This window comes from Actinocorallia longicatena (genome assembly GCF_039534125.1).
Taxonomy (GTDB): Bacteria; Actinomycetota; Actinomycetes; order Streptosporangiales; family Streptosporangiaceae; genus Actinocorallia; species Actinocorallia longicatena.
In genome coordinates this window covers 234,342-259,904 of sequence record NZ_BAAAUV010000004.1, presented here as the reverse complement: position 1 = coordinate 259,904, position 25,563 = coordinate 234,342, and the positions used below count along the sequence as shown (strand labels likewise).

At 72.2% G+C, this 25,563-nt stretch carries 23 protein-coding genes; 10 read left to right on the top strand and 13 right to left on the bottom strand.

Annotation, left to right across the window (positions count from 1 at the left end; genetic code table 11):
- Positions 1-35: 35 nt before the first annotated feature.
- The 6 genes from dmpG to ABD785_RS09485 are packed head-to-tail and all read right to left on the bottom strand — an operon-like array spanning position 36 to position 6,210.
- Complete coding sequence (gene dmpG / locus ABD785_RS09510; protein ID WP_344824858.1) at positions 36-1,052, bottom strand: 4-hydroxy-2-oxovalerate aldolase; 1,017 nt, start codon at positions 1,050-1,052, stop codon at positions 36-38.
- A complete protein-coding gene (locus ABD785_RS09505; RefSeq protein WP_344824856.1) occupies positions 1,049-1,999 on the bottom strand; it encodes an acetaldehyde dehydrogenase (acetylating) in 951 nt (316 codons plus the stop codon). Before ABD785_RS09505 ends, dmpG begins: the two co-directional genes overlap by 4 nt.
- Entirely contained in the window at positions 1,996-2,790 is a 795-nt protein-coding gene (locus ABD785_RS09500; protein WP_344824853.1) for a 2-keto-4-pentenoate hydratase, read from the bottom strand. The genes ABD785_RS09505 and ABD785_RS09500 overlap by 4 nt, the downstream gene beginning before the upstream one ends.
- A complete protein-coding gene (locus tag ABD785_RS09495; protein ID WP_344824851.1) occupies positions 2,787-3,632 on the bottom strand; it encodes an alpha/beta fold hydrolase in 846 nt (281 codons plus the stop codon). Before ABD785_RS09495 ends, ABD785_RS09500 begins: the two co-directional genes overlap by 4 nt.
- Positions 3,629-5,266, bottom strand: coding sequence for a bifunctional 3-(3-hydroxy-phenyl)propionate/3-hydroxycinnamic acid hydroxylase (locus ABD785_RS09490; protein ID WP_344824849.1), 1,638 nt, complete (start codon positions 5,264-5,266; stop codon positions 3,629-3,631). The genes ABD785_RS09495 and ABD785_RS09490 overlap by 4 nt, the downstream gene beginning before the upstream one ends.
- Entirely contained in the window at positions 5,263-6,210 is a 948-nt protein-coding gene (locus ABD785_RS09485) for a 3-carboxyethylcatechol 2,3-dioxygenase (protein ID WP_344824846.1), read from the bottom strand. Before ABD785_RS09485 ends, ABD785_RS09490 begins: the two co-directional genes overlap by 4 nt.
- A 156-nt stretch (positions 6,211-6,366) precedes the next feature.
- Between ABD785_RS09485 and ABD785_RS09480 the strand changes: the two genes are divergently transcribed.
- Positions 6,367-7,080 carry an IclR family transcriptional regulator gene (locus ABD785_RS09480; RefSeq protein ID WP_344824844.1) on the top strand — a complete coding sequence of 238 codons (714 nt, stop codon included), beginning with the start codon at positions 6,367-6,369 and terminating at the stop codon, positions 7,078-7,080.
- 96 nt (positions 7,081-7,176) lie between these two features.
- Complete coding sequence (locus ABD785_RS09475) at positions 7,177-8,826, top strand: FAD-dependent oxidoreductase (protein WP_344825626.1); 1,650 nt, start codon at positions 7,177-7,179, stop codon at positions 8,824-8,826.
- On the opposite strand, the gene ABD785_RS09470 is transcribed toward ABD785_RS09475, so the two are convergent.
- Positions 8,784-10,544: a flavin-containing monooxygenase gene (locus tag ABD785_RS09470; protein WP_344824841.1), complete on the bottom strand. Its 1,761-nt coding sequence runs from the start codon at positions 10,542-10,544 to the stop codon at positions 8,784-8,786. The genes ABD785_RS09475 and ABD785_RS09470 overlap by 43 nt on opposite strands.
- Positions 10,545-10,628: 84 nt before the next feature.
- Here ABD785_RS09470 and ABD785_RS09465 point away from each other — a divergent pair, with 84 nt between their 5' ends.
- Complete coding sequence (locus ABD785_RS09465) at positions 10,629-11,603, top strand: alpha/beta hydrolase (protein WP_344824838.1); 975 nt, start codon at positions 10,629-10,631, stop codon at positions 11,601-11,603.
- Between the two features lie 45 nt (positions 11,604-11,648).
- Positions 11,649-12,362, top strand: a complete 714-nt coding sequence (locus tag ABD785_RS09460) for a TetR/AcrR family transcriptional regulator (protein WP_344824835.1) — start codon at positions 11,649-11,651, stop codon at positions 12,360-12,362.
- A gap of 16 nt (positions 12,363-12,378) precedes the next feature.
- Here the strand turns inward: ABD785_RS09460 and ABD785_RS09455 are convergent, their stop codons facing one another.
- Entirely contained in the window at positions 12,379-14,334 is a 1,956-nt protein-coding gene (locus ABD785_RS09455) for an alpha-ketoacid dehydrogenase subunit alpha/beta (protein WP_344824832.1), read from the bottom strand.
- The gene (locus ABD785_RS09450; protein WP_344824829.1) at positions 14,331-15,845 is read right to left on the bottom strand and encodes an acyl-CoA synthetase; all 1,515 of its coding nucleotides are present in this window, start codon (positions 15,843-15,845) and stop codon (positions 14,331-14,333) included. Before ABD785_RS09450 ends, ABD785_RS09455 begins: the two co-directional genes overlap by 4 nt.
- A 115-nt stretch (positions 15,846-15,960) precedes the next feature.
- Here ABD785_RS09450 and ABD785_RS09445 point away from each other — a divergent pair, with 115 nt between their 5' ends.
- The 3 genes from ABD785_RS09445 to ABD785_RS09435 are packed head-to-tail and all read left to right on the top strand — an operon-like array spanning position 15,961 to position 19,067.
- Positions 15,961-17,016, top strand: a complete 1,056-nt coding sequence (locus ABD785_RS09445) for an alcohol dehydrogenase catalytic domain-containing protein (protein WP_344824827.1) — start codon at positions 15,961-15,963, stop codon at positions 17,014-17,016.
- Positions 17,017-17,019: 3 nt separating this feature from the next.
- Positions 17,020-18,177 (top strand): acyl-CoA dehydrogenase family protein, encoded by a 1,158-nt coding sequence (locus ABD785_RS09440; RefSeq protein ID WP_344824824.1) that lies wholly within the window; start codon positions 17,020-17,022, stop codon positions 18,175-18,177.
- Positions 18,174-19,067, top strand: coding sequence for an SDR family NAD(P)-dependent oxidoreductase (locus ABD785_RS09435; RefSeq protein ID WP_344824822.1), 894 nt, complete (start codon positions 18,174-18,176; stop codon positions 19,065-19,067). The genes ABD785_RS09440 and ABD785_RS09435 overlap by 4 nt, the downstream gene beginning before the upstream one ends.
- A 28-nt stretch (positions 19,068-19,095) precedes the next feature.
- On the opposite strand, the gene ABD785_RS09430 is transcribed toward ABD785_RS09435, so the two are convergent.
- Entirely contained in the window at positions 19,096-20,142 is a 1,047-nt protein-coding gene (locus tag ABD785_RS09430) for a cyclase family protein (RefSeq protein WP_344824820.1), read from the bottom strand.
- Positions 20,143-20,212: 70 nt separating this feature from the next.
- Here ABD785_RS09430 and ABD785_RS09425 point away from each other — a divergent pair, with 70 nt between their 5' ends.
- Positions 20,213-20,626 (top strand): nuclear transport factor 2 family protein, encoded by a 414-nt coding sequence (locus tag ABD785_RS09425; protein ID WP_344824818.1) that lies wholly within the window; start codon positions 20,213-20,215, stop codon positions 20,624-20,626.
- Complete coding sequence (locus ABD785_RS09420; RefSeq protein WP_344824815.1) at positions 20,623-21,039, top strand: nuclear transport factor 2 family protein; 417 nt, start codon at positions 20,623-20,625, stop codon at positions 21,037-21,039. The genes ABD785_RS09425 and ABD785_RS09420 overlap by 4 nt, the downstream gene beginning before the upstream one ends.
- A gap of 30 nt (positions 21,040-21,069) precedes the next feature.
- Here the strand turns inward: ABD785_RS09420 and ABD785_RS09415 are convergent, their stop codons facing one another.
- Together ABD785_RS09415 and ABD785_RS09410 are read right to left on the bottom strand one after the other, a co-directional pair.
- On the bottom strand, positions 21,070-22,662 hold the full coding sequence (locus tag ABD785_RS09415; protein ID WP_344824812.1) for a flavin-containing monooxygenase: 1,593 nt from the start codon (positions 22,660-22,662) through the stop codon (positions 21,070-21,072).
- A gap of 16 nt (positions 22,663-22,678) precedes the next feature.
- The gene (locus tag ABD785_RS09410) at positions 22,679-23,512 is read right to left on the bottom strand and encodes an SDR family oxidoreductase (protein WP_344824809.1); all 834 of its coding nucleotides are present in this window, start codon (positions 23,510-23,512) and stop codon (positions 22,679-22,681) included.
- Positions 23,513-23,654: 142 nt separating this feature from the next.
- Here ABD785_RS09410 and ABD785_RS09405 point away from each other — a divergent pair, with 142 nt between their 5' ends.
- The gene (locus ABD785_RS09405; RefSeq protein WP_344824806.1) at positions 23,655-24,839 is read left to right on the top strand and encodes a cytochrome P450; all 1,185 of its coding nucleotides are present in this window, start codon (positions 23,655-23,657) and stop codon (positions 24,837-24,839) included.
- Between the two features lie 16 nt (positions 24,840-24,855).
- On the opposite strand, the gene ABD785_RS09400 is transcribed toward ABD785_RS09405, so the two are convergent.
- Positions 24,856-25,455: a TetR/AcrR family transcriptional regulator gene (locus tag ABD785_RS09400; protein WP_344824803.1), complete on the bottom strand. Its 600-nt coding sequence runs from the start codon at positions 25,453-25,455 to the stop codon at positions 24,856-24,858.
- Positions 25,456-25,563: the final 108 nt, after the last annotated feature.

The following is a 25,563-nucleotide window of genomic DNA, read 5'->3' as shown; positions in this document are numbered from 1 at the left end:
GCGTCCGCGGTTCCTGGCCCGGTGCGGATCCGGGGTCAGCTCGCCCGGGTGGCGAGGGTGAGGGCGATGTCGGTGAGCAGGTCCTCCTGGCCCCCGACGAGCTTGCGGCGGCCGGCCTCCAGGAGGATGTCGCGGGCGTCGACCCCATAGGAGGCGGCGGCGATCTCGGCGTGGCGCAGGAAGCTGCCGTAGACGCCCGCGTAGCCGATGGTCAGGGTCTCGCGGTCGACCCGGACGGGACGGTCCTGGAGCGGGCGGACGAGGTCGTCGGCGGCGTCGGTCAGGGCGAACAGGTCGCAGCCGGTCTTCCAGTCCCGCAGGTTGGCGACGGCGGTGAACGCCTCGATCGGGGCGTTGCCCGCTCCCGCGCCGAGACCCGTCAGCGAGGCGTCGACACGGTAGGCGCCCTCCTCGACGGCCGTCAGGGAGTTGGCGACCGACAGCGACAGGTTCTCGTGCGCGTGGATGCCGATCTGGGTGTTCTCGTCCAGGACGTCCCGGTAGGCACGGACACGGGCGCGGACGGCGTCGATGTCCAGGCGCCCGGCCGAGTCGGTGATGTACACGCAGTGCGCGCCGTAGGACTCCATGAGCCTGGCCTGTTCCGCGAGCTCGGCGGGGCCGGTCATGTGGGCCATCATCAGGAAGCCCGAGACGTCCATGCCGAGTTCGCGCGCCTCGGCGATGTGCTGGGCGGAGACGTCGGCCTCGGTGCAGTGGGTGGCGACGCGGACCGAGCGGACTCCCATGGCGTGGGCGCGCCGCAGGTCGGCGACCGTTCCCACGCCGGGCAGCAGCAGGGTCGTGACGATCGCGTCGCCGGCGTTGGCGACGGCGGCCTCGATCCACTCCCAGTCGGTGTTGCTGCCGGGGCCGTAGGTGAGGCTGGCTCCGGCCAGCCCGTCGCCGTGGGCGATCTCGATCGCGGGCACTCCCGCTCCGACCAGGGCGGAGACGATCCGCCCGACGAGCTCGGGCGTGATGCGGTGCCGGAGGGCGTGCATGCCGTCCCGCAGGGTCACGTCCTGCACGTAGATCTCGGTCATCGTCATGCCCCCGTCCTGGTCCGGCCGGCGATCCGCCCGGCGATGCGCTCGGCCACGCGGGTCGCGGCCGCGGTCATGATGTCGAGGTTGCCCGCGTAGGCGGGCAGGTAGTGGGCGGCCCCCTCGACCTCGAGGAAGACCGTCACCTTGGTCACCGCGGGGGCGGAGCCCGGCGGCAGCAGGATCGCCACCTCGCCGGGGTCGACCGGGGTGAACTGCACGGGCTGGGCGAGCCGGTAGCCGGGCACGTAGGCCGCCACTTCGGCGATCATGCGCTCGACCGACTCCCGCACCGCCTCGTGGTCGGCCTCGCCGATCAGGCAGAGCACGGTGTCGCGCATGATGAGCGGGGGCTCGGCCGGGTTGAGGATGATGATGGCCTTGCCGCGCCCCGCGCCGCCGACCGCTTCGATGGCGTGCGCGGTCGTCTCGGTGAACTCGTCGATGTTCGCCCGGGTTCCGGGTCCCGCCGACCGCGACGCGACCGAGGCGACGATCTCGGCGTAGGGCACGGGTGCGACCCTCGAGACCGCGGCCACGATCGGGATGGTGGCCTGGCCGCCGCAGGTGACCATGTTGATGTTGGGGGCGTCGAGGTGCTCCTCGAGGTTGACCGGGGGGATGACGAACGGCCCGATCGCCGCCGGGGTCAGGTCGACCAGGCGGCGTCCGTGGGGGGCCAGGAGCGCGGCGTTGGCCAGGTGGGCCGCGGCGCTCGTGGCGTCCAGGACGATCTCGACGTCGTCGAACGCGGGCATCGCGAGCAGCCCCTCGACGCCGTCCGCGGTGGTGGCGATCTTCAGCCGGGCCGCGCGGGCCAGGCCGTCCGAGGCGGGGTCGATGCCGACCATCGCGGCCACCCTGAGGGTCCCGGAACCGCGCAGGATCTTGAACATCAGGTCGGTGCCGATGTTGCCGGAGCCGACGATCGCGACCCCTGTTCCGCTGCTCATGCGCCTTCTCCCTTGGTCGAGAACAGGGCCGTCACGGGCCCCAGCGGCGTGATCTCCGCTTCGATGCGATCTCCTGCGGCGACGGCGACCATCGGGCCCAGCGCGCCGGAGAGCACGAGGTCTCCCGCGCGCAGCGGGTCGCCCAGCTCGATCGCGGTCGCGGCGAGCCAGGCGAGGGCGTTGAGCGGGTCGCCGAGGCAGGCGCGGCCGGTCCCCGACGAGATGGTCTCGCCATCCCTGCTCATCCGCATCACGACGTGGGCGGGCTCGAAGCGGTCGAGCGGGAGGCCGGTGCCGCCGAGGACGAACACGCCCGATGAGGCGTTGTCGGCGACGGTGTCGGTGATGCCGATGCGCCAGTCCGCGACGCGGCTGTCGACGATCTCCAGTGCGGGGAAGGCGAGCGCGACGGCCGCCCTGACGGCGGCGGCGTCCTGGGCGTCGGTGATGTCGCGTTCGAGCAGGAACGCGACCTCGGCCTCGGCCTTGGGCTGGAGCAGCCGCCCGATGGGGATCTCCTGGCCGTCCTCGAACCGCATGTCGTCGAAGAGCACGCCGAAGTCGGGCCGGTCCACCCCGACCTGCCGCTGGACGGCCTCGGAGGTGAGGCCGATCTTCCGGCCGATGATCCGGGCTCCGGCGGCGACGCGCCGCTCGGTCAGCAGGCGCTGCGTCCGGTAGGCGGCGTCGATGTCGGTGGGGCCGAGCAGGTCGGCGACCGGGTCGCAGGGCGTCCCGGTCAGCGCGGCCTCGTGCAGGCGCGCCGCCGCCTTCTCGATGTGCGCGGTCATCGCTGCTCCAGGAAGTCCAGGACCAGCCGGTCGAACTGCTCGGGCTGCTCCCACTGCGGCCAGTGCCCGGCCTTCTCGATGAGCCGGAACTCCCCGCCGGGGATCCTCTCGGCCATGTCGAGGCCGGCCTTCGCGGGCCCGGAGGGATCGTCGCTGGTCCAGATGACGAGGGTCGGGGCGGCGACGGCGGTGAGTTCCTCGTCGGTCACGAGGTTGCGGCGCCGGATCTCCGGGTCCTGAAGGCAGAGCAGGTGCCGCATCGACCGCGCGAAGCCGGGCCTGCCGTAGATCCCGCGCCGGACGGCCACGAGCTCGTCGGTGACCGAGCGCGGATCGGCCATGAGCCACTCCAGGCGGGTCCGGACGCGCTCCTCCCCCGGGTCGTCGGCGGCTGCCTGGCTGAGGGAGCGGATGCGCTCCATCACCTCGGGCGTCGCCATGGTGCCGCCCGGGGTGTTGAGCACGAGCCGGTCGACGCGTCCGGGATGGAGGGCGGCGAACTTCACCGCGACCCAGCCGCCCAGGGACTCGCCGCTGAGGTGGGCGCGTTCGACGCCGAGGGCGTCCATGAGGCCGAGGAGGTGGCCGATGTAGTCGTCGATCTCCAGGTCTGCCTCGGCGGGCGTGGTCCAGCCGTGCCCGGGATAGTCGTAGGCGATGACCCGGTGGCGGGCGCCGAGGGCGCGCAGGTTGCGGGTGAAGGCCTCCAGATGGCCGCCGGTCCCGTGCATCAGGATCAGCGGGGTGCCGGAGCCCGTCTCCAGCACGCGGGTCGACCAGGGGCCGACCTGGACGTGCCGGATCGAGTAGTCGAGCCCTTCGAGCTCGGTCCAGAGACTCATATGGTGTCCAAAGAGGGAGTGGGGGCGGGCGCGCCGATCGCGTCGGCGAACGCCCTGACCATGGCGGAGGCTGCGTGGGCGGGGCTCGCTCCCCCGACGATCCTGTCCGGGCGCACGAGGAGCACCGACTCCGGGCGGGCGTCGAACCAGCGTTTGAGCGAGCCGTCGAGGTCGCCGACGACGAGCACGGGCTCGTCCGGGCCCGCGGCGCCGGGGCCGGTGTCGTCCCAGTGCAGCTGGACGGCGGGCCGCGCGGTGACCAGGCGGACCCCGGCGGCGGCGAGCCAGGCGCGGGCGTCGTCGTCGAGGATCGCCCGCGGGTCGTTGTTCCAGGCGACGAGCGCGAACCAGGGGCCGAGGGCGTCGTCGAGCCTGGTCGAGGGCGCCTCGCGGGTGGCGACGGTGGGCTGCGGGAACAGCCGGCCGACGGGGCCGGGCTCGGCGGCCGATCCCGTCCTGGTCAGGGCGCCGTCCTTCATGGCGGGCATCGGCTTGAACCGCATCTGCACGATGTAGCTCTTGACGCTCGGCACCGCCGAGACGGCCCGCAGGAACCCGTTGCGGACGGCGGCCCCCGCCCTGCTGGTCACCGAGACGGCGCGGCCGACCCACATCGACAGCTGCATCATCGCCCGGACGTGGTCGTACCGCTCGGCCTCGTAGCTGTCGAGCAGCCGGTCCCCTGCGGCGCCGCGCAGGACCATCGCGAGCTTCCACGACAGGTTGAGGGCGTCGCGGATGCCGCTGTTGTACCCCTGCCCCTGCCAGACGGGCATCACGTGGGCGGCGTCGCCGATGAGGAAGACCCGCCCGGAGCGGAAGCGCTCGGCCATCCGCGAGTGGTGGGTGTAGACCCGGCGGCGGATGATCTCGACCTTCGCGGTGGCGGGGACGAGCGGTTCGAGCAGGCGGGTGACGAACGCGTCCGTCATCGCCTCGGCCTCGGTCTCGTGCGGCTTGAGCATGAACTCGAACCGGCGGATGCCGTGCGGGATGCTGATGGAGACATAGGGGCGCCGCGGGTCGGCGCACACGTAGGCGCCGGGCCTGCCGAGCGGGTCGTTGCGGATGTCGATCACGAACCAGTCGGCGGTGGCCGAGGCGCCGGCGAAGCCGAGCCCGAGCGCCTTGCGGGTGGTGCTGCGCCCGCCGTCGGCCCCGACCACGTAGGACGCCCTGACGGTGCGCTCGCCGTCCGGTCCGGTGACGGTGACCGCGACGCCGCCCTCGTCCTCGGTGAACGACGTCACCTGGGACGACCAGTGCACCTCGACGTGGTCGAAGCGGCCGATGCCGTCGAGGAGCACCCGGTCGGCGAGCGGCTGGACGAACCCGTTGCGGCGGGGCCAGCCGAACTCCGAGGCCGGGGGCGCCAGCCGGGCGAGGTCGCGCTGCGCGGCGTCGACGAACACCAGGAGCTGGTGGGGAATGGTGTGCGGGAGCACCTCGTCGACGAGCCCGGCGGCCTGGAAGGTCCGCAGCGTCTCGTCGTCCATGCCGACGCCGCGGGGGTAGTCGATGAGCTCGGGCCCGGCCTCGAAGACCGCGACGCGCACGCCGTGCAGGCCGAGCAGGTTGGCGATCATCAGGCCGGTGGGGCCCGCGCCCACCACGATGACGTCGGGGGCGTTCACGCTGCCTCCACGGGGAGTGCGGTGGTCGTGGCGAATCCGGCGAACCACTCCGGGATCGCCCGGTAGTAGCTGGACCGGACGGTGTAGGGGCCCGAGGCCGCCAGCGCCGCGTAGGCGGCGATCCAGGTCCGCACCTCGTGCGCGGAGTGGCCGCCCTGCTCGGTGAACCAGGCGTTGGGGCGGCCGTCGATCGCGGCGAAGTCGCCCGCGGCCAGGGCGGCGAGGACCTCGGCGTCCCAGGCGGGGTTGAGCGGCCGGAACCCGCCCGCGCCGCGGGCGAACTCCCCGGCGGCGGCGACGGTGCGGCTCTCCCGCACCCGGCGCTGCTCCGGTGTGGGGCTCCTGCCGTGGGTCAGCCGCTCGGCGACCTCCGGCGGGGCCTCGGCCAGGCGCGGCACCGGAGGGTCGTGCGACAGCCCGCCCGATCCGACGACCAGGACCCTGCGGCCGAGGTCGCGGAGCGCGGTGCCGATCGCGGAGCCGAGGAGCCGGGAGCGGACCGCGGGCCCGAGCGGCTCGGCCACGCAGTTGACGAAGACCGGGACGACGGGGACCGAGGTCAGCGAGCCGAACAGGAAGGACAGCGGCTGCACGAAGCCGTGGTCGACCCGCATGGCCTCGGAGACGGCGACGTCGACGCCGCTGTCCAGGACCCGCTTGGCGAGCAGGCGAGCCGTCTCGGCGTCCACGGACAGGTCGCCGGTCGGCAGGCCGTAGTCGCCCACCGAAGTGGCGGCGGCGCCGATGCAGAAGGACGGCATCACCTCGTAGAGGAAGCCGTTGTAGTGGTCCGGCGCGAAGATCACGACGAGGTCGGGGGCGAAGTCTTCGACGAACCCCCGGGCCTCGGTGAGCGCTCGGTCGACCTCGGCCTTCACGTCATCGGGCGGGTCGTGCAGGCCGATGAGCGGAGAGTGCGAGGTCGTGCAGAGGGCGACGGACACCGCCCCACCTCCATGTATCACTATTTGCACGCAATGATTCGATATATGGATGGACGGTAGTCTTCGAGGTGACGGCCGTCAACGCCCAGGGCGGGCCGGGCGGGTTACGTTAGGCTGACCGGCGGTCGGTTCGGGGAGATCACAGGAGGCTCGTTGATGGCGGGATCGGCGACCGGACGTGCGCAGACGGGGAGCCAGACCCTCGCCCGCGGTCTGCACGCCCTCATGGCGGTCGTCGAGTCGGGCCGGGGCATGACCGTCCAGGACCTGGCCCGTGAGCTCGACGTCCACCGGTCGATCGCCTACCGGATCCTGCAGACGCTGGCCGACTTCGGGCTGGTCGCCCACGGCAGCGACGGCGCCTACCATCCGGGCGCGCGCCTGGCCACGCTCGCCGGCGCCTACCTGCCCACGCTGCGCGAGGCCGCGCTGCCGATCCTGCGCGAGACGGCCGACGAGCTCGGCTGCACGGTCGCGCTGTTCGTCGCCGAGGGCCGCGAGGCCGTGGCGATCGAGCTGGTCGAGCCCACCACCGCGACGCACCACATCGCCTTCCGCAGCGGCATGCGCACGCCGCTCGACCGGGGGGCCGCCGGCTACGCCCTGATGTCGGCGGGCGGTCCCGCCGCGGACGAGCCGGCCCAGGTGACGCTGGCCCGCGAGCGGGGCTACGCCACCAGCCTGGGCGAGGTGCTGGTGGGCGCCTACGCCGTCGCGGCCCCGGTGCCGCACACCCATCCCCGCGCCTGTGTCAACATCATCACCCACCGCGAGGACCAGGCCGCGGTGGCCGAGGCACAGGTCGTCAAGGCCGCCCAGCGGATCGGCCAGGCCCTGCGCCCGGTCCCGCCGGAGCTCCCGGCCGGCTGAGGCGCCCTTGCGACGTGCCGGAGGCGGAGCTAGCATCCCCGGAAGTGCACTTGACGAACACTGGTGTGCATTATTAGCACTCTTAGGGGCGTGGCCATGCCTGATACCTACGACGTCGTCGTCCTCGGATCGGGGGCCGCGGGACTCACCGCCGCGCTGGCCGCCGCCGTCGAAGGGGCGAGCGTCGCCCTCTTCGAGAAGGCGGACCTGGTCGGCGGGACCACCGCGCTGTCCGGCGGAACGATCTGGATCCCCGGCAACCGGCCCGCACGGGAGGCCGGCATCGAGGACTCCACCGAGCGGGGCCTGGAGTATCTCCTCAGCCTCTCCAACGGGATGATCCTCGAAGAGCTGGCCGAGGCGCTCGTCCAGGGCGGCCCGCGGTTCGTGGAGTTCGTCGAGGAGCACACCGAGCTGCGGTTCCTGCTCGTCGGCGGCTACCCCGACTATCACCCCGAACACCCCGGCGGGCTGCCGGGCGGCGGCCGCTCCATCGAGGTGGACCTGTTCTCCTTCGCCGGGCTCGGCGACTGGAGCGAGCGGATCGGCGGCGACGTCAGACGGCTGCTGATCCGCGAGATGCCGCTCGGCGGGGGCACCGGGGTCCTGCCGGCCGCCGTGCTCGCCGAGCGCGAGGCCGCCGGGCTGGAGGGGCTGGGCCGGGCCCTGGTCGGCGGCCTTCTGAAGTCCTGCCTCGACCACGGGGTGCACCTGGAGACCGGCCGCCGGGCGGTCCGCTTCGTCACCGCGGACGGCGCCGTCACCGGGGTGGAGTTCGAGGACTCCGCGATCGTGCGGGCCGGTGCGGTCGTGCTGGCCACCGGGGGGTTCGAGTACGACCCCGCCCTCGTCCGGGACTTCCTGCGCGGCCCGCTCACGCGGCCCGTCGGGGCGACGTCCAACACCGGCGACGGGCTGCGCATGGCGATGCGGATCGGCGCCCAGCTCGGCAACATGCGCGAGGCCTGGTGGTCTCCCGTCGTGCGGGTCCCTGGCGTCCGGCGCGACGGCGGTCCCGCGGACCTGCTGTCCTCGCGCGAACGCGCGCTGCCCGGCGCGATCATGGTGAACCGGCACGGCGAGCGCTTCGGCAACGAGGCCGCGAACTACAACGCACTGGGCGGGGCCTTCCACCGGCTCGACGAGTCCCGGCTCGACTACCGGAACGTGCCCGCCTACCTGGTCTTCGACCAGTCCACCGTCGACCGGTTCGGGGTGTTCGGCGCCGCGCCCGGCGGCGAGGTCCCCGGCTGGGTGAGGAGCGCGCCGACCCTGGAGGGGCTGGCCGAGGCCCTGGGCCTGCCCGCCGGGACGCTGACCGCCACCGCCGAGAGGTTCAACGCCGACGCGCGCACGGGGACCGACCCGGACTTCGCGCGCGGGGCGAGCCTGTTCGACCGCTTCCCCGGCGGGCGCCTCACCGACCCCGCGTCGCCCTTCGCGACGCTCGGGCCGGTCGAGACCCCGCCGTTCTACGGCGCCGAGGTCGCCATCTCCGCGCTCGGCACCAAGGGCGGCCCCCGCACCGACACCGACGGCCGGGTCCTGGACGTCGACGGCGACGTGATCGGGGGCCTCTACGCGGCGGGCAACGTCATGGCGAGCCCGTCCGGCATGGTGTACGGCGGCGCCGGAGCCACCCTCGCGGTCGCGGGCGTCTGGGGTCTCCGCGCGGGACGCGCAGCCGCCCGCGACCGCGGGGCTCAGGCCGGGTCCCCCGTGACGCCCGGCCGCTCCGGGTCGTAAGGCTCGAGGCCCTCTTCGATCGCCTTGATCAGCAACGCGGTGAAGGTCGTGTAGAAGCGGGCCATCCGGATGAAGCCCGTCCCGAACCACAGGCCCGGCTGGGCCGAGCGCCGCCAGGTGTTGGCGTACTCGCCGTCGGCGGCCCGGCCGTAGGCCTTGTCGATCCGCGACGCCGCCTCGCCGAGGGTGGGCTTGATGTGCCCCCAGAGCTGGTGGTAGCCGGTGGCGAACAGGACGAGGTCGACCTCCTGCTCCGAGCCGTCGGTGAAGACCGCGGTGTTCCCGTTCCGCACCTCGGCCAGCTCCGCCCCCTGCTTGAGCCGGATGTGACCGCCGGCGACGAGCTCGGACGCGCCGATGTTGATCTGGTAGCCGTCCATGCCGGACATGTGGGCGCCGATGATGCCGGTGCCGTCCGGGCCCCACTCGAGCTTGAAGCCGCGTTCCTGGAGACGGTCGAGGAGTTCCCGGTCGGCTTCGGCCGCGAGCTTCACCAGCCGCTTGTTCAGCTCGTCGACCCGCACCGCGGGCAGCGAGTAGGTCATCTGGTCGGCGAAGTCGGGCGTGTAGGGCATGTCCTCGGTGAACAGCGTCGACCAGTACCGGTGGTAGGTCGGGTAGTCGACGACGTAGGTCGCGCTGCGCTGGAGCATCGTGACCTCCGCGCCCTGCTCGTAGAGGTCATGGGCGAGTTCGTGGCCGCTGACGCCGGCCCCCACGACGAGGGCCTTCTTGCCCGCGAAGGCGGCGCTGTCCTGGAACTCGTCGGTGTGCACCGCGACGCCGGTGAAGGACTCGATCCCCTTGATCTCGGGAACCTTCGGCCCCCCGAACAGGCCCGCGGCCACGACGAAGTGCCTCGGGCGCAGCTCCCTGACCGTGCCGTCGGGGCGGCGGACGCGGATCTCCCAGTGCCCCTCCCGCTCGTCGTGGGCGGCGTCGAGGAAGGTCGTGCCGGTCCACACGTTGAGGTCGAGGAGCTTCGCGTAGGACTCCAGGAAGTCGGCGAACTTGTCCTTGGGCGCGTGCGCCGGCCAGGTCGGCGGGAGCGGCAGGTAGGGCAGGTGGTCGCCGTAGACGGTGCTGTGCAGGGCGAGCGCGGCGTAGCGCTTGCGCCAGACGTCGCCGACGCGCTCCTCTCGGTCGATGACGAGCGTCGGCACGCCGAGCGCGCCCAGCCGGGCCGCGATCGAGAGGCCGTTGTGCCCTGCTCCGAGCACGACGACGGCCGGGTCCTCGTCGGCGAAGGCGGCGGCGGCGCGCCGGTCATCCGACCAGCGGGTGCGGCGGGGGACGGTCCCGTAGACCTTGCCCTCCTCACGATGGTGACGGATCCGCTCCGGGTGCTCCAGCAGCCCCACCACCTGGGTCTGCAGGACGGCCGCGACGAGCCGCTCCCCCTGCGGGACGAGCCGCACGTAGGCACGGTCGCGCCGGTCCTTGGTGGTGAAGTCGAAGAAGGCGTTGGTGCCCTCCTCGTCGGAGATGGGCGGCTGCTCGGCGCTGGGTGCGAAGCCGCGCGCGTCCCAGTCCTTGGCGAGCTCCAGCAGCCGCGGCACGAGCTCGGCCCGGCCGACGCTGTGGCTGAAGTCCCAGGAGAACGCCATGAAGTCACGCCATGTCGCCTCCTCCAGGAAGAGCTCGTCAAGCCCGGTTTCGGATCCGGTCTCCAGTGCGGCCGCGAGATCAGCGAGCCATGCGGAGAAGGCTTCGGTCATGACCGGTCCCCTCTTGTGTTCATATAACGAACTGTCATATCTTTTATTTGCACGCTAACCTCACCCCGGGAGCCCGTCAAGACGATGATGGAGATCGAACGCCGGGTGGAGCCCGGAACAAGGCTCGACCTGCTCGCCCGCTGGGATGTCAGCAGCGTCGCGACCCTGCGGTCCTCGCTCGCCGCGGTCAGCCCGCCGCCGGTACGCGCCGATCCGCGCGTCCGGCGGTCCGACGCGCTCATCCCCGGCATCGACGGCCGGCCGGACGTGCGGGTGCGCTGGTACCGTCCGGCCGGGCTCGAGGGCCCCCTGCCCTGCCTCGTCTACCTGCACGGCGGCGCCTACATCATGGGGACGCTGGAGGAGAACGACGCCCGGCTGGACCGGATGGCGGCCGAGCTCGGCTGCGCGGCGGTGTCGGTCGACTGGCGGCTCGCGCCGGAACATCCCTACCCCGCCGGCCTCGACGACGCCGAGACCGTCTGGCGGCGGCTGACCGCCGACCCGGTCGCGCACGGGATCGATCCGGCCCGCGTCGCCGTGGGCGGGGCGAGTGCCGGAGCCGGCCTCGCCGCCGCGCTCTGCCTGCGCCTGCGCGACCTCGGACTGACTCAGCCCGTCCTGCAGCTGCTCGTCTACCCGATGCTCGACGACCGCGAAGAGACCCCGTCGATGCTCGCCCTCCGGGCCGGGGCGGGCCACTGGGGGCTGTGGCCCATCGAGGCGCAGCGGCTGGCGTGGGGCGCCTACCTCGGCGCCCTGCCGGACGGCCCGGTCCCGCCGACGGCCGCTCCCGCGCGCGCCACCGACCTGTCGGGCCTGGCCCCGGCGTTCCTCGGCGTCGGCGACCTGGACGCCTACCTCGACGAGGACCTCGCCTACGCCTCCCGGCTCTCCGCGGCGGGGGTGCCGACCGAGGTGCACGTCTATCCCGGTGTCATCCACGGCGGATTCCTCGCCCATCCGCGGACGCCGCGCACGATCCGGTTCCTCGCGGACGCCCTCCAGGCTCTGTCGGAGGCGTTCGCGCCGGCCGCCACCTATGATGACCACCTGTGAGTGACAGGGCCCGCGGCCCCGCCGAGCCGACCAGCAGGGAGCGCGATGCCTCAGCCGCCGGGACATGGACCGGGTTACGAGACCAAGCGGTGGGAGATCGTCGACCTCGCGGCCGGCCTGTTCGCCCGCAAGGGATACGCGGCGACCGGGATCAACGAGATCGGTGAGGCGGCGGGGCTCAGCAAAGGCGCCCTGTACTACTACATCGGCTCCAAGGAGAACCTGCTCGTCGAGATCCAGGGCCGGGTGATGCTGCCCCTGCTGGGCACCGCGCGGCGCATCACCGCGCTGGACGCCGACCCGCTGCTGCGGCTGCGGCTGCTGTCGGAGTCCCTCCTGTCGATGATCATGCGCCGGCTGGAGTACATCTGGGTGTACGAGCACGACTACCGCCAGCTGGGCGAGGAGAACCGGCTGCGGCTGAAGCAGCAGCGCGACGAGTTCGAGGCGATCGTCACGGGCCTGCTCGAGGAGGCGATGGAGCTGGGCCTGTTCCGCCCGATGGACGCCCGGCTGGCGATGCTCCAGTTCCTGAACCTGCACAACCACACCTACCAGTGGGTCCGTCCGGGTGGCGCGTGGGACGCGCGCCTCCTCGCCCGCGAGTACTGCGCGACCCTGTTCGCCGGGTTCGCGACCGGGGGCACGGCCGGGGGCGGTTCCATCGGGGGCCTCGAGGAGCGGGTCCTGGCCTTCCTCGAGGCGCATCCGGAGCTCGTGCTGGACCCGTCCGACGACCTCAGCGGGGCCGCGGCCTGACCGGTGTTCCACCGGATCAGATCGCCGCGACCCGCCGCAGCGTCGCGGCGATCGCGTCGCCGTCGGGCAGCCAGAGCCGCTCGAGCGCGGGCGCGTAGGGCGCGGGCATCGACGGTGGCGCCACCCTGACGACGGGCGCGTCGAGGTGCCAGAAGCCCTCGTCGACGGCCATCGCGGCCAGCTCCGCTCCCACGCCGAAGTCCCGGACGGCTTCGTGCGCGATGACGAGCCGGCTGGTCTTGGCCAGCGAGGCCAGCACGGTCTCCTTGTCCAGTGGGGCGATCGTCCGCAGGTCGATGACCTCGACGTCGATGCCCTCCTCGGCGACCGTCGCGGCGGCGGCCAGGCAGTCGTGCAGCATCCGCGAGTAGGAGACCAGGGTGAGGTCGGCGCCCTCCCGGACGACCTTCGCCTTCCCGATCGGCACCAGGTGGTCGTCGGGCGGCCGCGGGCCGCGCTGCCCGTACTGGAGCCGGTTCTCGACGAAGACGACCGGGTTGGGGTCGCGGATCGCCGCGCGCAGCAGACCGTAGGTGTCGGCGGGCGTGGACGGCATGACGACGGTGAGCCCGGGAACGTGCGCCAGCAGCGCCTCGAGGCTCTGGGAGTGCTGGCTGCCCGAGGATTTGCCCGCCCCGAACTGGGTCCGGACGACCAGGGGCAGGCTCGCCCGGCCGCCGGTCATGAAGCGCAGCTTGGCGGCCTGGTTGAGGAGCTGGTCGAAGCAGACGCCGATGAAGTCCATGTACATGATCTCCACCACGGGGCGCATGCCCGCCATCGCGGCGCCGACGGCCGTCCCGACGATGGCGGTCTCGGAGATCGGCATGTCCCTGACGCGGCCGGGGAAGCGGGCGGCCAGCCCGCGGGTCAGCCCGAACACGTTGCCGCCGGCGCCGACGTCGATGCCGGCGACGAAGACGTCCGGGTCGAGGGCGAGCTCGTGCTCGAGGGCCAGGCGGACGGCGTCCATGGTGCGGAAGTCCTCGCCCTTGGCGGGGGCGGGTTCGGGGACGCTCGGACGGACCGCCTCGACATGGTGGAACAGGCTCTCGGCGGCGGGCGCGGGGGCGTTCCTGGCGGCCTCGATCCCGGCGGCGATCTCCGTCTCGATCTCGGCGTCGATCCGGTCGGCGGCGCCCTGGTCGCTCAGCCGGAGGCGCAGGAGCAGCAGCGGGTCGCGCCGCTTGTTCTCCGCCACCTCGGCGGCGTCCCGGTACCGTTCGGGGTCTCCCTCGTAGTGGCCGTGCCAGCGGTAGGTCTCGGCCTCCACCAGCACCGGGCCCGCTCCCCCGCGCATCCGCCCGGCCAGGTCGGCGACCAGGTCCGCGACGGCCACGACGTCGTTGCCGTCGACGTGGGCGAATCCGATGCCGTAGCCCGCGGCGCGGGCCGAGAGCGGGGCGCGGTGCTGGGCGGCGGCAGGGGAGAACTCGGCGTAGTGGTTGTTCTCGCACAGGAAGATGACGGGCAGGTCGTCGACGGCGGCGAGGTTCACCGCCTCGTGGAACATGCCCTGGGCGACGGCTCCGTCCCCGAAGAAGGCGACCACGACGGATCCGTCCCCGCGCAGCTCGGCGGCGGTGGCGGCGCCGACGGCGATGGGGAGCCCCGCGCCGACGATGCCGTTCGCGCCGAAGATCCCGAGACCGGGGTCGGCGATGTGCATGGAGCCGCCCCGGCCGTGGCAGGTGCCGCTCTCGCGGCCCATCAGCTCGGCGAACATCCCTGCGGTGTCCAGGCCCTTGGCGATGCAGTGGCCGTGGCCTCGGTGGGTGGAGGTGACCACGTCGCCGGGGCGCAGCGGCCAGCAGGCGCCGACGGCGGTGGCCTCCTGGCCGATCGACAGGTGCAGGAACCCGGGCACCTCGGAGTCGCGGTAGAGCTCCGACGCCCGCTCCTCGAACCGGCGGATCCGGCGCATTCTGCGGTACATCTCCAGCAGCTCGGCCTCGGGCCGCGCGGCGCTCATCCGGTGGTCCCGTCGCGCAGGACGCGCTTGAGGACCTTGCCGGACGGGGTGCGCGGCAGCTCGGCGATGAGATCGACTCTGGCGGGGACCTTGAATTTCGCCAGCCGGGCGCGGCAGAACTCCCGGATCTCCTCGGCGGTCACGGTGGTGCCGGGCCTGGCCACCACGAACGCGTGCGGGACCTCGCCCCAGCGCTCGTGCGGCAGCCCGACGACGGCGGCCTCCAGGACCGCGGGGTGCTCGTACAGGACCCGCTCGACCTCGGGGGTGGCGATGTTCTCACCCCCGGAGATGATCATGTCCTTCTTGCGGTCCTCGATGTAGAGGAAGCCGTCGGCGTCGAGGCGGCCGACGTCCCCGGTGTGGAACCAGCCGTCGCGGATCGCCCGCTTGGTCGCCTCCTCGTCGCGCCAGTAGCCGCGGAAGACCTTCGGGCCGCGCAGGGCGATCTCGCCGAGCTCCCCGGGCGCGACGTCGGCGCCGGACTCGTCGACCACCCTGACCCGCAGGTGGGGCAGCGGGCGGCCGACCGATCCGATCTTGGTGAGGGCGTGTTCGCGGTCCAGGAACGTGTCGCCGGAGACGGTCTCGGTCAGGCCGTAGGCGTCGGCGAACCAGGTGCCGGGGAAGCCCTCGGCGATCCGCCGGACGATCGCCTCGGGCATCTTCTCGCCGCCGCCGATGATGAACCGCACCGAGGAGGTGTCGGTCTCGGCGAGGGCGGGATGCTCCAGGACGGCGTTCATCATGGCCGGGGCCAGCCAGACGTTGGTCGGCCGTTCCCGTTGCATCGCGGCGAGCACCTCGCCGGCGTCGAACTTACGGACCAGGACCAGGCTTCCGCCGGCGTGCCAGGTCGCGAGGGCGGGGAGGTCGAGCGCGCCCACGTGGTAGAGCGGGCCGCACACCAGCGTGACGTCCTCGTGGGTGAGCCCGAGATGGATGATCTGGCCGAGGTTCTTGTAGAGCACGTTGCCGTGGCTGATCCGCACGCCCTTGGGCCGTGAGGTGGTGCCGGAGGTGTACATGAGCCGCTGGAGCCCGTCCTCGGGCACGTCCACCGGGTCGGGCGCGGGGCCTCCCGTCTCGAGCAGGGAGGCGTAGGGCGTCCAGCCCTCGGCCGGGCCGTCGAGGATGATCCGGGTGCGCAGCCGGTCCAGGGCGAGGCCGCCGACGGCCGGGGCGAACTCGCTCTCGGTGACGATCGCGACGGCCTCGGCGTTGCCGAGGATGTACTCCCACTCGGCGGGGGCGAGCCGGTAGTTCAGCGGGAGGATCACCGCGCCGATCCGGTTGACCGCGAACAGCAGCTCGAGGAACTCGACGTGGTTGTAGAGCAGGACCCCGACCACGTCACCGGGCCCGACTCCCGCTCCGAGCAGCCCGCGGGCGAGCGCGCCCACCCGGTCGCGCAGTTCTCCGGCGGTGATCCGGCGGTCCTCCTGGACCAGAACGGTCTTACCGGGACGCCGTTGCGCGTGCTGGTCGAGAACGCTCGCGAGACTGTACATCCGCGACCACTCCTCCTTATTCGGGGAAATGGCAGAATAGCATCGGGCTTGACACCGGCCAAGGGGTCGAAGTCTTATAGACCGACCGGTACAAAACCCCTTTATTCGAGGTGCGATGAGAGCGCTGCGCTGGCACGGGCCGAGAGATCTCCGGCTGGAGGAGGTGCCCGAGCCGCCGCCTCCGGCGCCCGGCGAGGCACTGGTCGAGGTGTCCTACTGCGGGGTGTGCGGCACTGACCTGCACGAGTACACCGACGGCCCGCACATGATCAGGCCGGGGCCGCATCCCCTGACCGGGCAGCGGCCGCCGTTCGCCCTGGGGCACGAGATCAGCGGGACGGTCCGGGCCCTGGGCTCGCCCGTGCCGGGCGTCGAGGTGGGCGACCGGGTGGCCGTCGATCCGTGCTGGCGCTGCGGTGAGTGCCGCTGGTGCCTGCGGGGCGAGTACCACATCTGCCCGAAGGGCGGCTCGGTCGGGCTCGCCTCGGCGGGCGGTCTCGCCGAGCTCGTCCTCGTGCCCGCGGCCGGCCTGGTCAGACTGCCCGACGGGCTGCCCGACGACCTCGCGGCGCTGGCCGAGCCGCTGTCGGTCGGGCTGCACGCCGTCCGGCGCGGGGGCGTCGGGGCGGGCGACGACGTGCTGGTCCTCGGGGCGGGCCCGATCGGCGTCGCGGCGATCCTCGCGGCGCGCAGCGCGGGCGCGGCCCGCGTGTTCGTCAGCGAGCCGAGCGCCGAGCGCAGGGAGCGGGTCGCCGACCTGGTGACCGAGGCCTACGACCCGAAGGGCGCGGACGTCCGGCGCGAGGTGTTCCTGCGGACCGGGCGGGTCGGCCCCGACGTCGTGATCGAGGCGACCGGGGTTCCCGAGCTGGCCGTCGAGGCGGTCTCGACCGCAAGGCGCGGCGGCCGGATCGTCCTGGCCGGCATCGGCGACCGGCCCGCCACCCTCGACCTGACCGCGCTGACCTTCTACGAGCGGTCGCTCGTGGGAAGCCTCGGCTACAACCACGACGTCGCCCGGGTCGTCGCCCTCCTCGCCGAGGGCGTGCTCGACCCCGCACGGATGATCACCGGGCGGCTTCCGCTGGAAGCCGGTCCCGAGCTGTTCGCCGATCTCGCCGCCGCGCGCGGCGGCCACCTCAAAGTGCTGCTCACCCCCAGGGAGAACTGACCGATGGACCTCGACCTTCCGGCGGAGATCGTCGATCTGCAGGACATGTGCCGCGACTTCGCCGCCAAGGAGATCACGCCGCATGCGGCGCGCTGGTCGGAGGAGGGGTACTTCCCCTGCGAGCTGTTCCGGCGGCTGGCGGGGCTCGAGCTGATGGGAATGCTCGTGCCCGAGGAGTACGGCGGGACCGACGCCGGGATGGTCGCCTACGTGGCGGTGATGGAGGAACTCGGCGCGGCCGACCAGTCCGTGGCCGCCGCGTGGAACGCCCACTCCACCATCGCGAGCCTGCCGCTGGCCGCGTTCGGCACCGAAGAGCAGAAGCAGCGGTGGCTGCGGCCGCTGGCGACCGGGGAGAAGATCGGCGCGTTCGGGCTGACCGAGCCGGGCGCGGGATCGGACGCCGCGGGCATCGCCACCCGCGCCGAGCGCTCCCGCGACGGCTGGCTGATCAACGGCACCAAGATGTTCATCAGCAATGCCGGCACCGACATGAGCCTGGGCGTCACGCTCCTGGCCGTCACCGGCACCACCGAGGGCGGGGCCAGGCGGTACGGCACGTTCTTCGTCCCCGACGGCGCCGAGGGCTACGCCAAGGGCCGTCGGCTCGAGAAGCTCGGCTGGCACGCCCTCGACACCCGTGAGCTGGTCTTCACCGACTGCCGGGTCCCCGAGGACCATCTGATCGGGGTGGAGGGCGACGGGCTCCGCCAGTTCCTGGCAGTGCTGGACCGGGGCCGCATCAGCGTCGCGGCGCTGGCGATGTCGCTGGCCAAGACCGCGCTGCGGCTGGCGGTCGAGCACGCCGGGGCGCGGTGGCAGTTCGGCCGCCCGCTCACGGCCTTCCAGGGCGTCTCCCACAAGATCGCCGACATGGCCACCGAGTACGAGGCGGCACGCGCCCTGGTCTACCGGGCGGCCTGGCTGGCCGACCGGGGACGGCCGTTCGCGACGGAGGCGGCGATGGCCAAGCTCTACGCCTCGGAGGTCGCCAACCGTGCCGCCTCCCACAGCCTGCAGATCCATGGCGGCTACGGTTACATCAGGGAGTCGGAGATCTCCCGCTTCTACGCCGACGCCAAGATCCTGGAGATCGGTGAGGGGACCAACGAGATCCAGCGCAACGTCATCGCCCGAGCCCTGACCGGAGGTCACCGATGAACCGCTACGGCTTCGAGGGACGGGTGGCGGTCGTGACCGGCGGCGGCCGCGGCATCGGCCGCGCGTACGCGCTGCTGCTGGCCGAGCGGGGCGCGAAGGTCGTGGTGAACGACCTGGGCGGGTCGATGGGAGGCGAGGGCGCCGACTCCGGACCCGCCTCGGCGGTCGTCGCGGAGATCCTCGCCCTCGGCGGCGAGGCCACGGCCGACGGCCACGACGTCTCGACCCAGGAGGGCGGCGAGGCCATCATCGGGACGGCGATCGAGCGCTTCGGCCGGATCGACGCCCTGGTCTGCAACGCCGGGATCATCAGGTACGGCGCGCTTCCCGAGGTCTCCCCCGACGATCTGCAGCGGCATCTGGCCGTCCATCTCCTCGGCTCCTTCACCACGGTGCGGGCCGCCTGGCCCTATTTCGTCGAGCAGGGGTACGGCCGGATCGTGCTGACGACCTCCAGCGGGCTGCTCGGCCTGCCCGCCAACCTGTCGTACGCCTCGGCGAAGGCGGGCCTGATCGGGCTGGCCCGCAGCGCGAGACTGGCGGGGGCCCCGCACGGAATCAAGATCAACCTGATCGCTCCGGCGGCGATGACCCGGATGGCGGGCGGCGCCGCGGACGACTCCGCGATGCCGTCGCAGGCCGTCGCGCCGATGGCCGCCTATCTCGCGCACGAGGACTGCCCGGTCAGCGGTGAGATCTACACCGCGGGCGCGGGCCGGTTCGCGCGGCTCTTCATCGCCTCGACCGAGGGCTACCTGCACCAGGACGGGCCCGCCTCGATCGAGGACGTGGCGGGGCACTGGGACGCCATCAACGACGAGAAGGGCTACTTCGTCCCCGAGGACCTGATGGCCTGGTCGCGCGTGTTCCTGGGGCACATGCCCGGCTGACCGGCGGGCCGGTCAGCCGGGGCGGCCGTCAGACGGTGGCGACCGGGGTGAGCGGGCTGCCCTGGGCGCCGGGCAGCCGCAGCGGGGGCGCGGTCAGCAGGAAGCGGCTGCGGCGGTGCTCGCGGAGCCAGGCCGCCAGCTCGTGCAGGTACCACAGCTCGCCGAGCGGGACGCCCAGCTTGAACAGGCAGAGGTGGTGGATCGGCAGGAGGGTGTGCGGTTCCCGGTTCCGGTCGGGGACGAGGCCCTCGACGGCGTAGTTGTCGGCGACCAGTGCCGAGATCTTCGAGTCGGTGATCCACTCCAGCAGGTCGGGGTCCTTGCCGTCGAGGTAGGCGGCCGTGGCGTGGATGGCCTTGGGGTCGGGGTTCTTCTCCCAGGCCAGGACCTGGGTGGCGAAGCCGGTGTGCAGCAGGAGCATGTCGCCGGGCTCGACGACCACCCCGTCGGCGTCCATGATCTCCTTCAGGGTCCGCAGGCCGACCGGCTGCCACTCGGTGCCCAGGTGGTGGGCCAGGTCGACCAGGACGCCGCGGCCCTGGACGCCGTGGGCGGCCATGTGCTCGAGGCCGAGGTGCGCGGCGTGGCTGAGGCTGCCGCTGCCGTCCCCCTTGGCGTCCTCACGGGGGCCGATGATGTCGGTGCCGGCCCGGTAGCCGTTGTAGTAGACCGGCTCGGCGGTCCCGTCGCCGTGGACGTCGAACTCGGCTCCCTGGTGGGCGAGGGAGTCCCACTGGGTCGAGTACTGGAGCCAGAGCGTCACCATGTCGTCGGACCACACGTCGATCAGGGACGGCGCGATGGCCTCACGGGCGACGACGTTGTAGAAGACGTCCGGCTTGTACTGCAGATCCTCGGTCGGGCGCATGATCGGCGGGTAGCGCCGCTGGTTGAGCGCGCTGCCGCCGGGATAGTCGAGCGGCAGGCTCAGGCTGAAGGTGATGCCGTGCTCGACCTCACGGACCCCCTGGAGGACCTTCTCGGGGGTGAGCAGGTTGATGCGGCCCAGCTCGTCGTCCTCGCCCCAGTCGCCCCAGGTCGATCCGGGCGGACGCCGCGTCCAGCGCTTCGTCATGGTCTGTTCTCCTTGTTTCCCTAGCCTTACGATGAATGAATAGACCGATCAGTCGATTCTTGGAGGTTACGTGAGCGAAGCAGTTCAGGACCATTCCGCCCCGGCCCTGGCGGCCGCGGGCATCCGCGCCGTCCTGGGCGCGCACGCCCAGGCCCAGGACGACGGCCGCAGCGCCGACGTCGTCGCGCTCTACACCCCGGACGGAGTCCTCGAGATCCCCGGCCTCCCGCCGGTCGAGGGCCATGAGGCGCTCCGCGACGCCTTCCTGTCGTGGGCTCCGGCGCGGCCGCAGAAGCACCTGGTGTCCAACACCGTGGTCACCTCCCTGTCGGGGGACGAGGCGAGCGCGGCGAGCGACGTGGTCTTCCTCCAGCACTCCGGGTCGGAGTGGGCGGTGCGGCTCGTCGCCCGCTACGACGACTCCTTCCGGTTCCGGGACGGCGCGTGGAAGATCGCGCGCCGCACGACCAGCTACCTCGCATGAGCGCGGCGCCGATGGACGATCCCCTGCTCGCGGCCCGGGTCGCCGCGGGAGTCCAGGACGCGGTCGCGGCCTACGCCCGCGCCCTGGACGCGGGCCTGCCCGACGCGGTGGCCACGCTGTTCACCCCCGACGGCGTCACGGTGATCGACGGCCAGGGCGTCTTCACCGGCCGCGCGGAGATCCGCGCGGCCTACGCGGGCTTCAGGGTCACCCGCCCCCAGCTCCATCTGGTGACCAACACCGTCGTCACCCGCTGGACGGCCGAAGAAGCGAGCGCCGTCAGCGACCTGGCCTTCTTCCGGCTGGGCCGCGACGGCTGGGCGGTGCGCCTCGTCGGCAGGTACGACGACACGCTCCGCCCGCACGAGGGCGCGTGGCTGTTCCATCACAGGCACGCGACCTTCCTGTCCTGACCCGCTCCCGGCCGTGTCCACGGACCGGCCTCAGGGCACCGCGCGGAAGAAGTCCGCGTAGCCGGTGGCGGCGGCCTCCGCGATCTTCTTCTGGAGGTTCCGCCGCCCGGTGGGGTTGAGCAGCTGCGACACCTTCTTGCCGGGGATGTTCGCGCCGTAGAAGTAGCTGCTCCGCAGGAAGATCGACAGCGAGTCGCTGTCGTTCATCAGGTCGGTCCACTTCTGCTCGGCGGCGGGGTCGATCTCGGCCACGGCGCCGCGCTCCCGTGCCTGGACGAGCACGTCGATGACCAGGTCGACCTGGTCTCCGGAGTACCGCGGGTTGTTGCCGAGGGCTCCGTGCGGGCCGCCGGGGAAGAAGAAGTTCGGGAATCCGGCCGCGGCGACACCGAGGTAGGTGCGCGGGCCCTCGGCCCAGTGCTCCTCCAGCGGGAGGCCGCCCCTGCCGCGGACGCCCAGGCGGTTCAGCGCCCCGGTCCCGAAGTCGTAGCCGGTAGCCCAGATGATGGTGTCGGCCTCGATCACGCCCTCGGTCGTCTCGACGCCCGTCTCGGTGATGCGGACGATCGGCGTCTCCGGCAGGGACACCAGCCGGACGCCCGGCTTGTTGTAGGCCTCGAAGTAGCCCGTGATGAACGGTGGGCGCCTGCCCCCGTAGCCGTGGTCCTTGGGGATGAGCCGTTCGGCGGTCTCCGGGTCGGTGACGATGCTCCGGATCTTGTTCGCCATGAACGCGCACCACTCGGCGTTGATGAGCGGGTTGGAGGTCAGGTCGCTGTAGTGCTCGGTCAGCTTGGTGAAGCCGGGGCTGTTCCAGAGCCTCTCGTAGAACTCCCGCCGCTGCTCGGGGGTGTCCTCCTCACCCGTCCGCCGGTTGACGCGGTGCAGGAAGCCGGTGACCGAGGTGGTGAGCCGGTCGCGGATCTCCTCGTAACCGGCCTGGAGCTCGGCCTGCTCCTCCTCGGTGATGGGGGCGTTGTTCAGCGGGGTGCACCAGTCGGCCACCTTCTGGTAGACCGTCAGCGAGGCCACCTGGTCGGCGATCGCGGGGACGATCTGCACGCCGCTGGAGCCGGTGCCGATCTGGGCGACCTTCCGGCCGGTGAAGTCGACGGGCGTCTTCGGCCAGAGCCCGGTGTGGAGCTGCTCGCCGCGGAAGTCCTCCCGGCCCTCGATGTCGGGGATGAAGGGCACCGACAGGATGCCGGTCGCGGCGACGACGTACCGCGCGCGGTGCTCGGTGCCGTCCTCGGTGCGGACGGTCCAGCTCCCGGCGGCCTCGTCGAAGACGGCCGCGGTGACGCGGGCGCCGAAGACCATGTGGCGCCGCAGGTCGAACCGGTCCACGACGTGGTTGAAGTAGCGCTCGATCTCGGGCTGGCCGGCGAACCGCTCCGACCACCGCCACTCCTCCCACAGCTCGCGGGAGAACAGGTAGCCGTAGGTGTAGCTCTCGGAGTCGAAGCGCGCCTCGGGGTAGCGGTTCCAGTACCAGGTGCCGCCGACGCCGGTCCCGGCCTCGAGCAGCCGGGCGGAGAAGCCCGCCTCGCGGGCCCGGTACAGCTGGTAGATGCCGGTGACGCCCGCCCCGATGACCAGGACGTCGACCTCTTCAACGTTCACAGGAATTTCCGCTCCCCTAGGACGGCATGTGGCGAAGGATCATGCTCTCGATGAACTTCTCGAAGTCCACCGGGAGATCCTCCGGGGGTGCGGACGGGGCCACGACGAGGGTCTCGTACTGGACGCCCGGGGGCAGGGTGACCGCGGTGACGACGGCGTCGGCCACCTCGTCGGGCACGAGCAGGCCCGCGTGGCGGACGAGTGCCTGCCGGAACCACAGCCGGCTGGACTCCATCATCTGCTCGGTGCCGAGCTCGCGGGTGGCGAAATCGGTGTCCTTGGTGTTGCCGCAGCGCACGATGTTGACGCGGATGCCGGTGCCCTCGAGCTCCAGCCGCAGGCTGCGGGCGGCCTGCTCGGCCCCGGCGCTGGCCGCGGCGTAGGCCACGTGGTGCGGCCAGGGCGAGACCGCCGAGGTGGAGGTGATGAACAGCAGGTCGCCTCCCGCGCCTTCGCGGCGCATCGCCTGGACGGCCTGGCGGCTCATGTACAGCGAGCCGGTGAGCTTGGTGGCGACCTCGGCGGCCACTTCCTCGGGCGTCATGGTCTCCAGCGGGCCGCTGGTGGCGAGGCCGGCGTTGTTGATGACGACGGAGACGGGGCCGAGCTCCTTCTCGGTGGCCGCGAAGAACTCCTCGACCGAGACGGGGTCGGTGACGTCGAGGACGTGGGCGAAGGGCGTCCCGCCGGCCTCGGTGATGAGGGCGGCGGTCTCCTTGAGGGGATCGAGGCGGCGGCCGCCGACGGCGACGCGCCAGCCGAGGGCGGCGAACTTGACGGCGATCGCACGGCCGATGCCCGTCCCCGCGCCGGAGACGACGGCCACGCGTTCGTTGTTCGGAACGTTCATCGTGTTCCTCTGAGGGGTGTGAGGGAGGGCGTGCTCCGCCCTCCGACGGCGGAAGAATCAGATTCTCGCACCTATCGAACTTCATTACCATTCTTGACTATGATTATTCTCAGCACCCACCGCCGATGGAAGGTCGTCCGAAGTGGCCGAGTTGTACTGGGACCCCTATGACAAGCAGATCGACGTCGATCCGCATCCGGTCTGGCGCCGCATGCGCGACGAGAGTCCCGTCTACTTCAACGAGCGGTACGGCTTCTACGCCCTGTCCCGGCATGCCGACGTCGACACGGCCCATGTGGAGCAGGGCACCTACAGCTCCGCCCACGGCACCGTGCTGGAGCTGATGAGCCCGGAGCCGATGAAGACCGGGCACATCATCTTCATGGACCCGCCGGCGCACACGATGATGCGCGTCCTGGTCTCGCGCGGGTTCACCCCGCGCCGGATCGGGGCGATGGAGGAGCACATCCGCAAGATCTGCACCGAGCTGCTCGACCCGCTGGTCGGCTCGGGCGGCTTCGACTTCGTCCAGGACTTCGGGGCGCTGCTGCCGTCGATGGTCATCTCGGAACTGATCGGGGTGGACCCTGCGGACCGGGAGGAGGTGCGCGAGCTGATCGACCTGACCTTCCACCTGGACGAGGACCAGGGGATGATCAACGACATCGCCTTCGGTGCGCAGATCAAGCTGCACGAGTACTGGACCGAGCAGATCGAGCTGCGGCGCAGGACCCCCCGCGACGACCTGATGACCGCCCTGACCGAGGCCGAGATCGGCGTCGAGGACGGCACCCGGAAGCTGACGACGAAGGAGGCCGCGGACTTCACCGGCCTGCTCGTCGGCGCGGGGACCGAGACCGTCGCGCGGCTGCTGGGCTGGGCGGGCGCGCTGCTGGCCGCCCATCCCGACCAGCGGGCGGCGCTGGCCGCCGACGCGTCGATGCTGGGCAACGCGGTCGAGGAGACGCTGCGCTTCGAGGCCCCGTCGCCGGTGCAGGGCCGTCATCTCAAGAAGGAGGTGACGCTGCACGGGACCACGATTCCCGAGGGCTCGAAGGTGCTGCTCCTCACGGGTTCGGCGGGCCGCGACGACCGCAAGTACCCCGACGGCGACCGCTACGACGTCACCCGCCGCTTCGACGGGCACGTCTCGCTGGGCCGCGGCGTCCACTTCTGCCTCGGCGCCTCGCTGGCCCGGCTGGAGGGCAGGGTCGCCCTGGAGGAGGCGCTGGCGCGCTTCCCGGATTGGGAGGTCGACCACGACAACGCCGTGCGCCTGCACACCAGCACGGTCCGCGGCTACGCCAAGCTTCCGATCACCTTCTGAGGCCCTCATGCCCGACTCACCCGAGCACCGCCGCGGCCGCTCCGTACAGGATCGGCCAGAGGGCGGCGCTCGCCTCGGCGGCGGTGCCGGGGCAGCCGCGGCGCAGCCAGTCCAGGATCGCCCCGAGGAGCGCCCCCGCCAGCACCACCGACAGGGGGTCGTCGGGCACGTCGAGGGGGTCACGCGAACGGTCGCCGGGCGCCCCTCGCAGGTTGGCGTGGACGGCGACCGCCAGCCGCCGGTGCACATGGTTGATCACCTCGGCGCTGCCCCCTTCGCCGAGGATCGCGCCGTACAGGCGCGCGTTCGCGGCGACGTGGGCGAACACGTCGGCCAGGGCTCCCGTGCCGAGGACCTGGTCGGTCGCGCCCGGGGTCCCGCCGACGTGCGGGGCCGCGGCGATGAGCTCGTCGAACAGGGCGGCGCAGGCACTCGCCGCCAGGTCGCCGACGCTCCGGTAGTGCTCGTAGAACGTCGAGCGGTTGACCTCGGCCCGCGCGGTGAGGTCCCGGACGGTGATCTGGGCGAGGTCATGGTCACCGAGGAGCTCCAGCAGGGCGCTCTCGAGGGCCGAGCGGGTGCGCTGGACGCGGCGGTCGGAGAGTTGCGGCGGCACTCACCCAGGTTAATCTGCCCGACACCTGCTGGAAAAACAACAGGTGTCGGAGTATCTTCCGGAATCTGGCGACATCGTGGTCAACGCCAGTAAAGAAACCTTTCAACG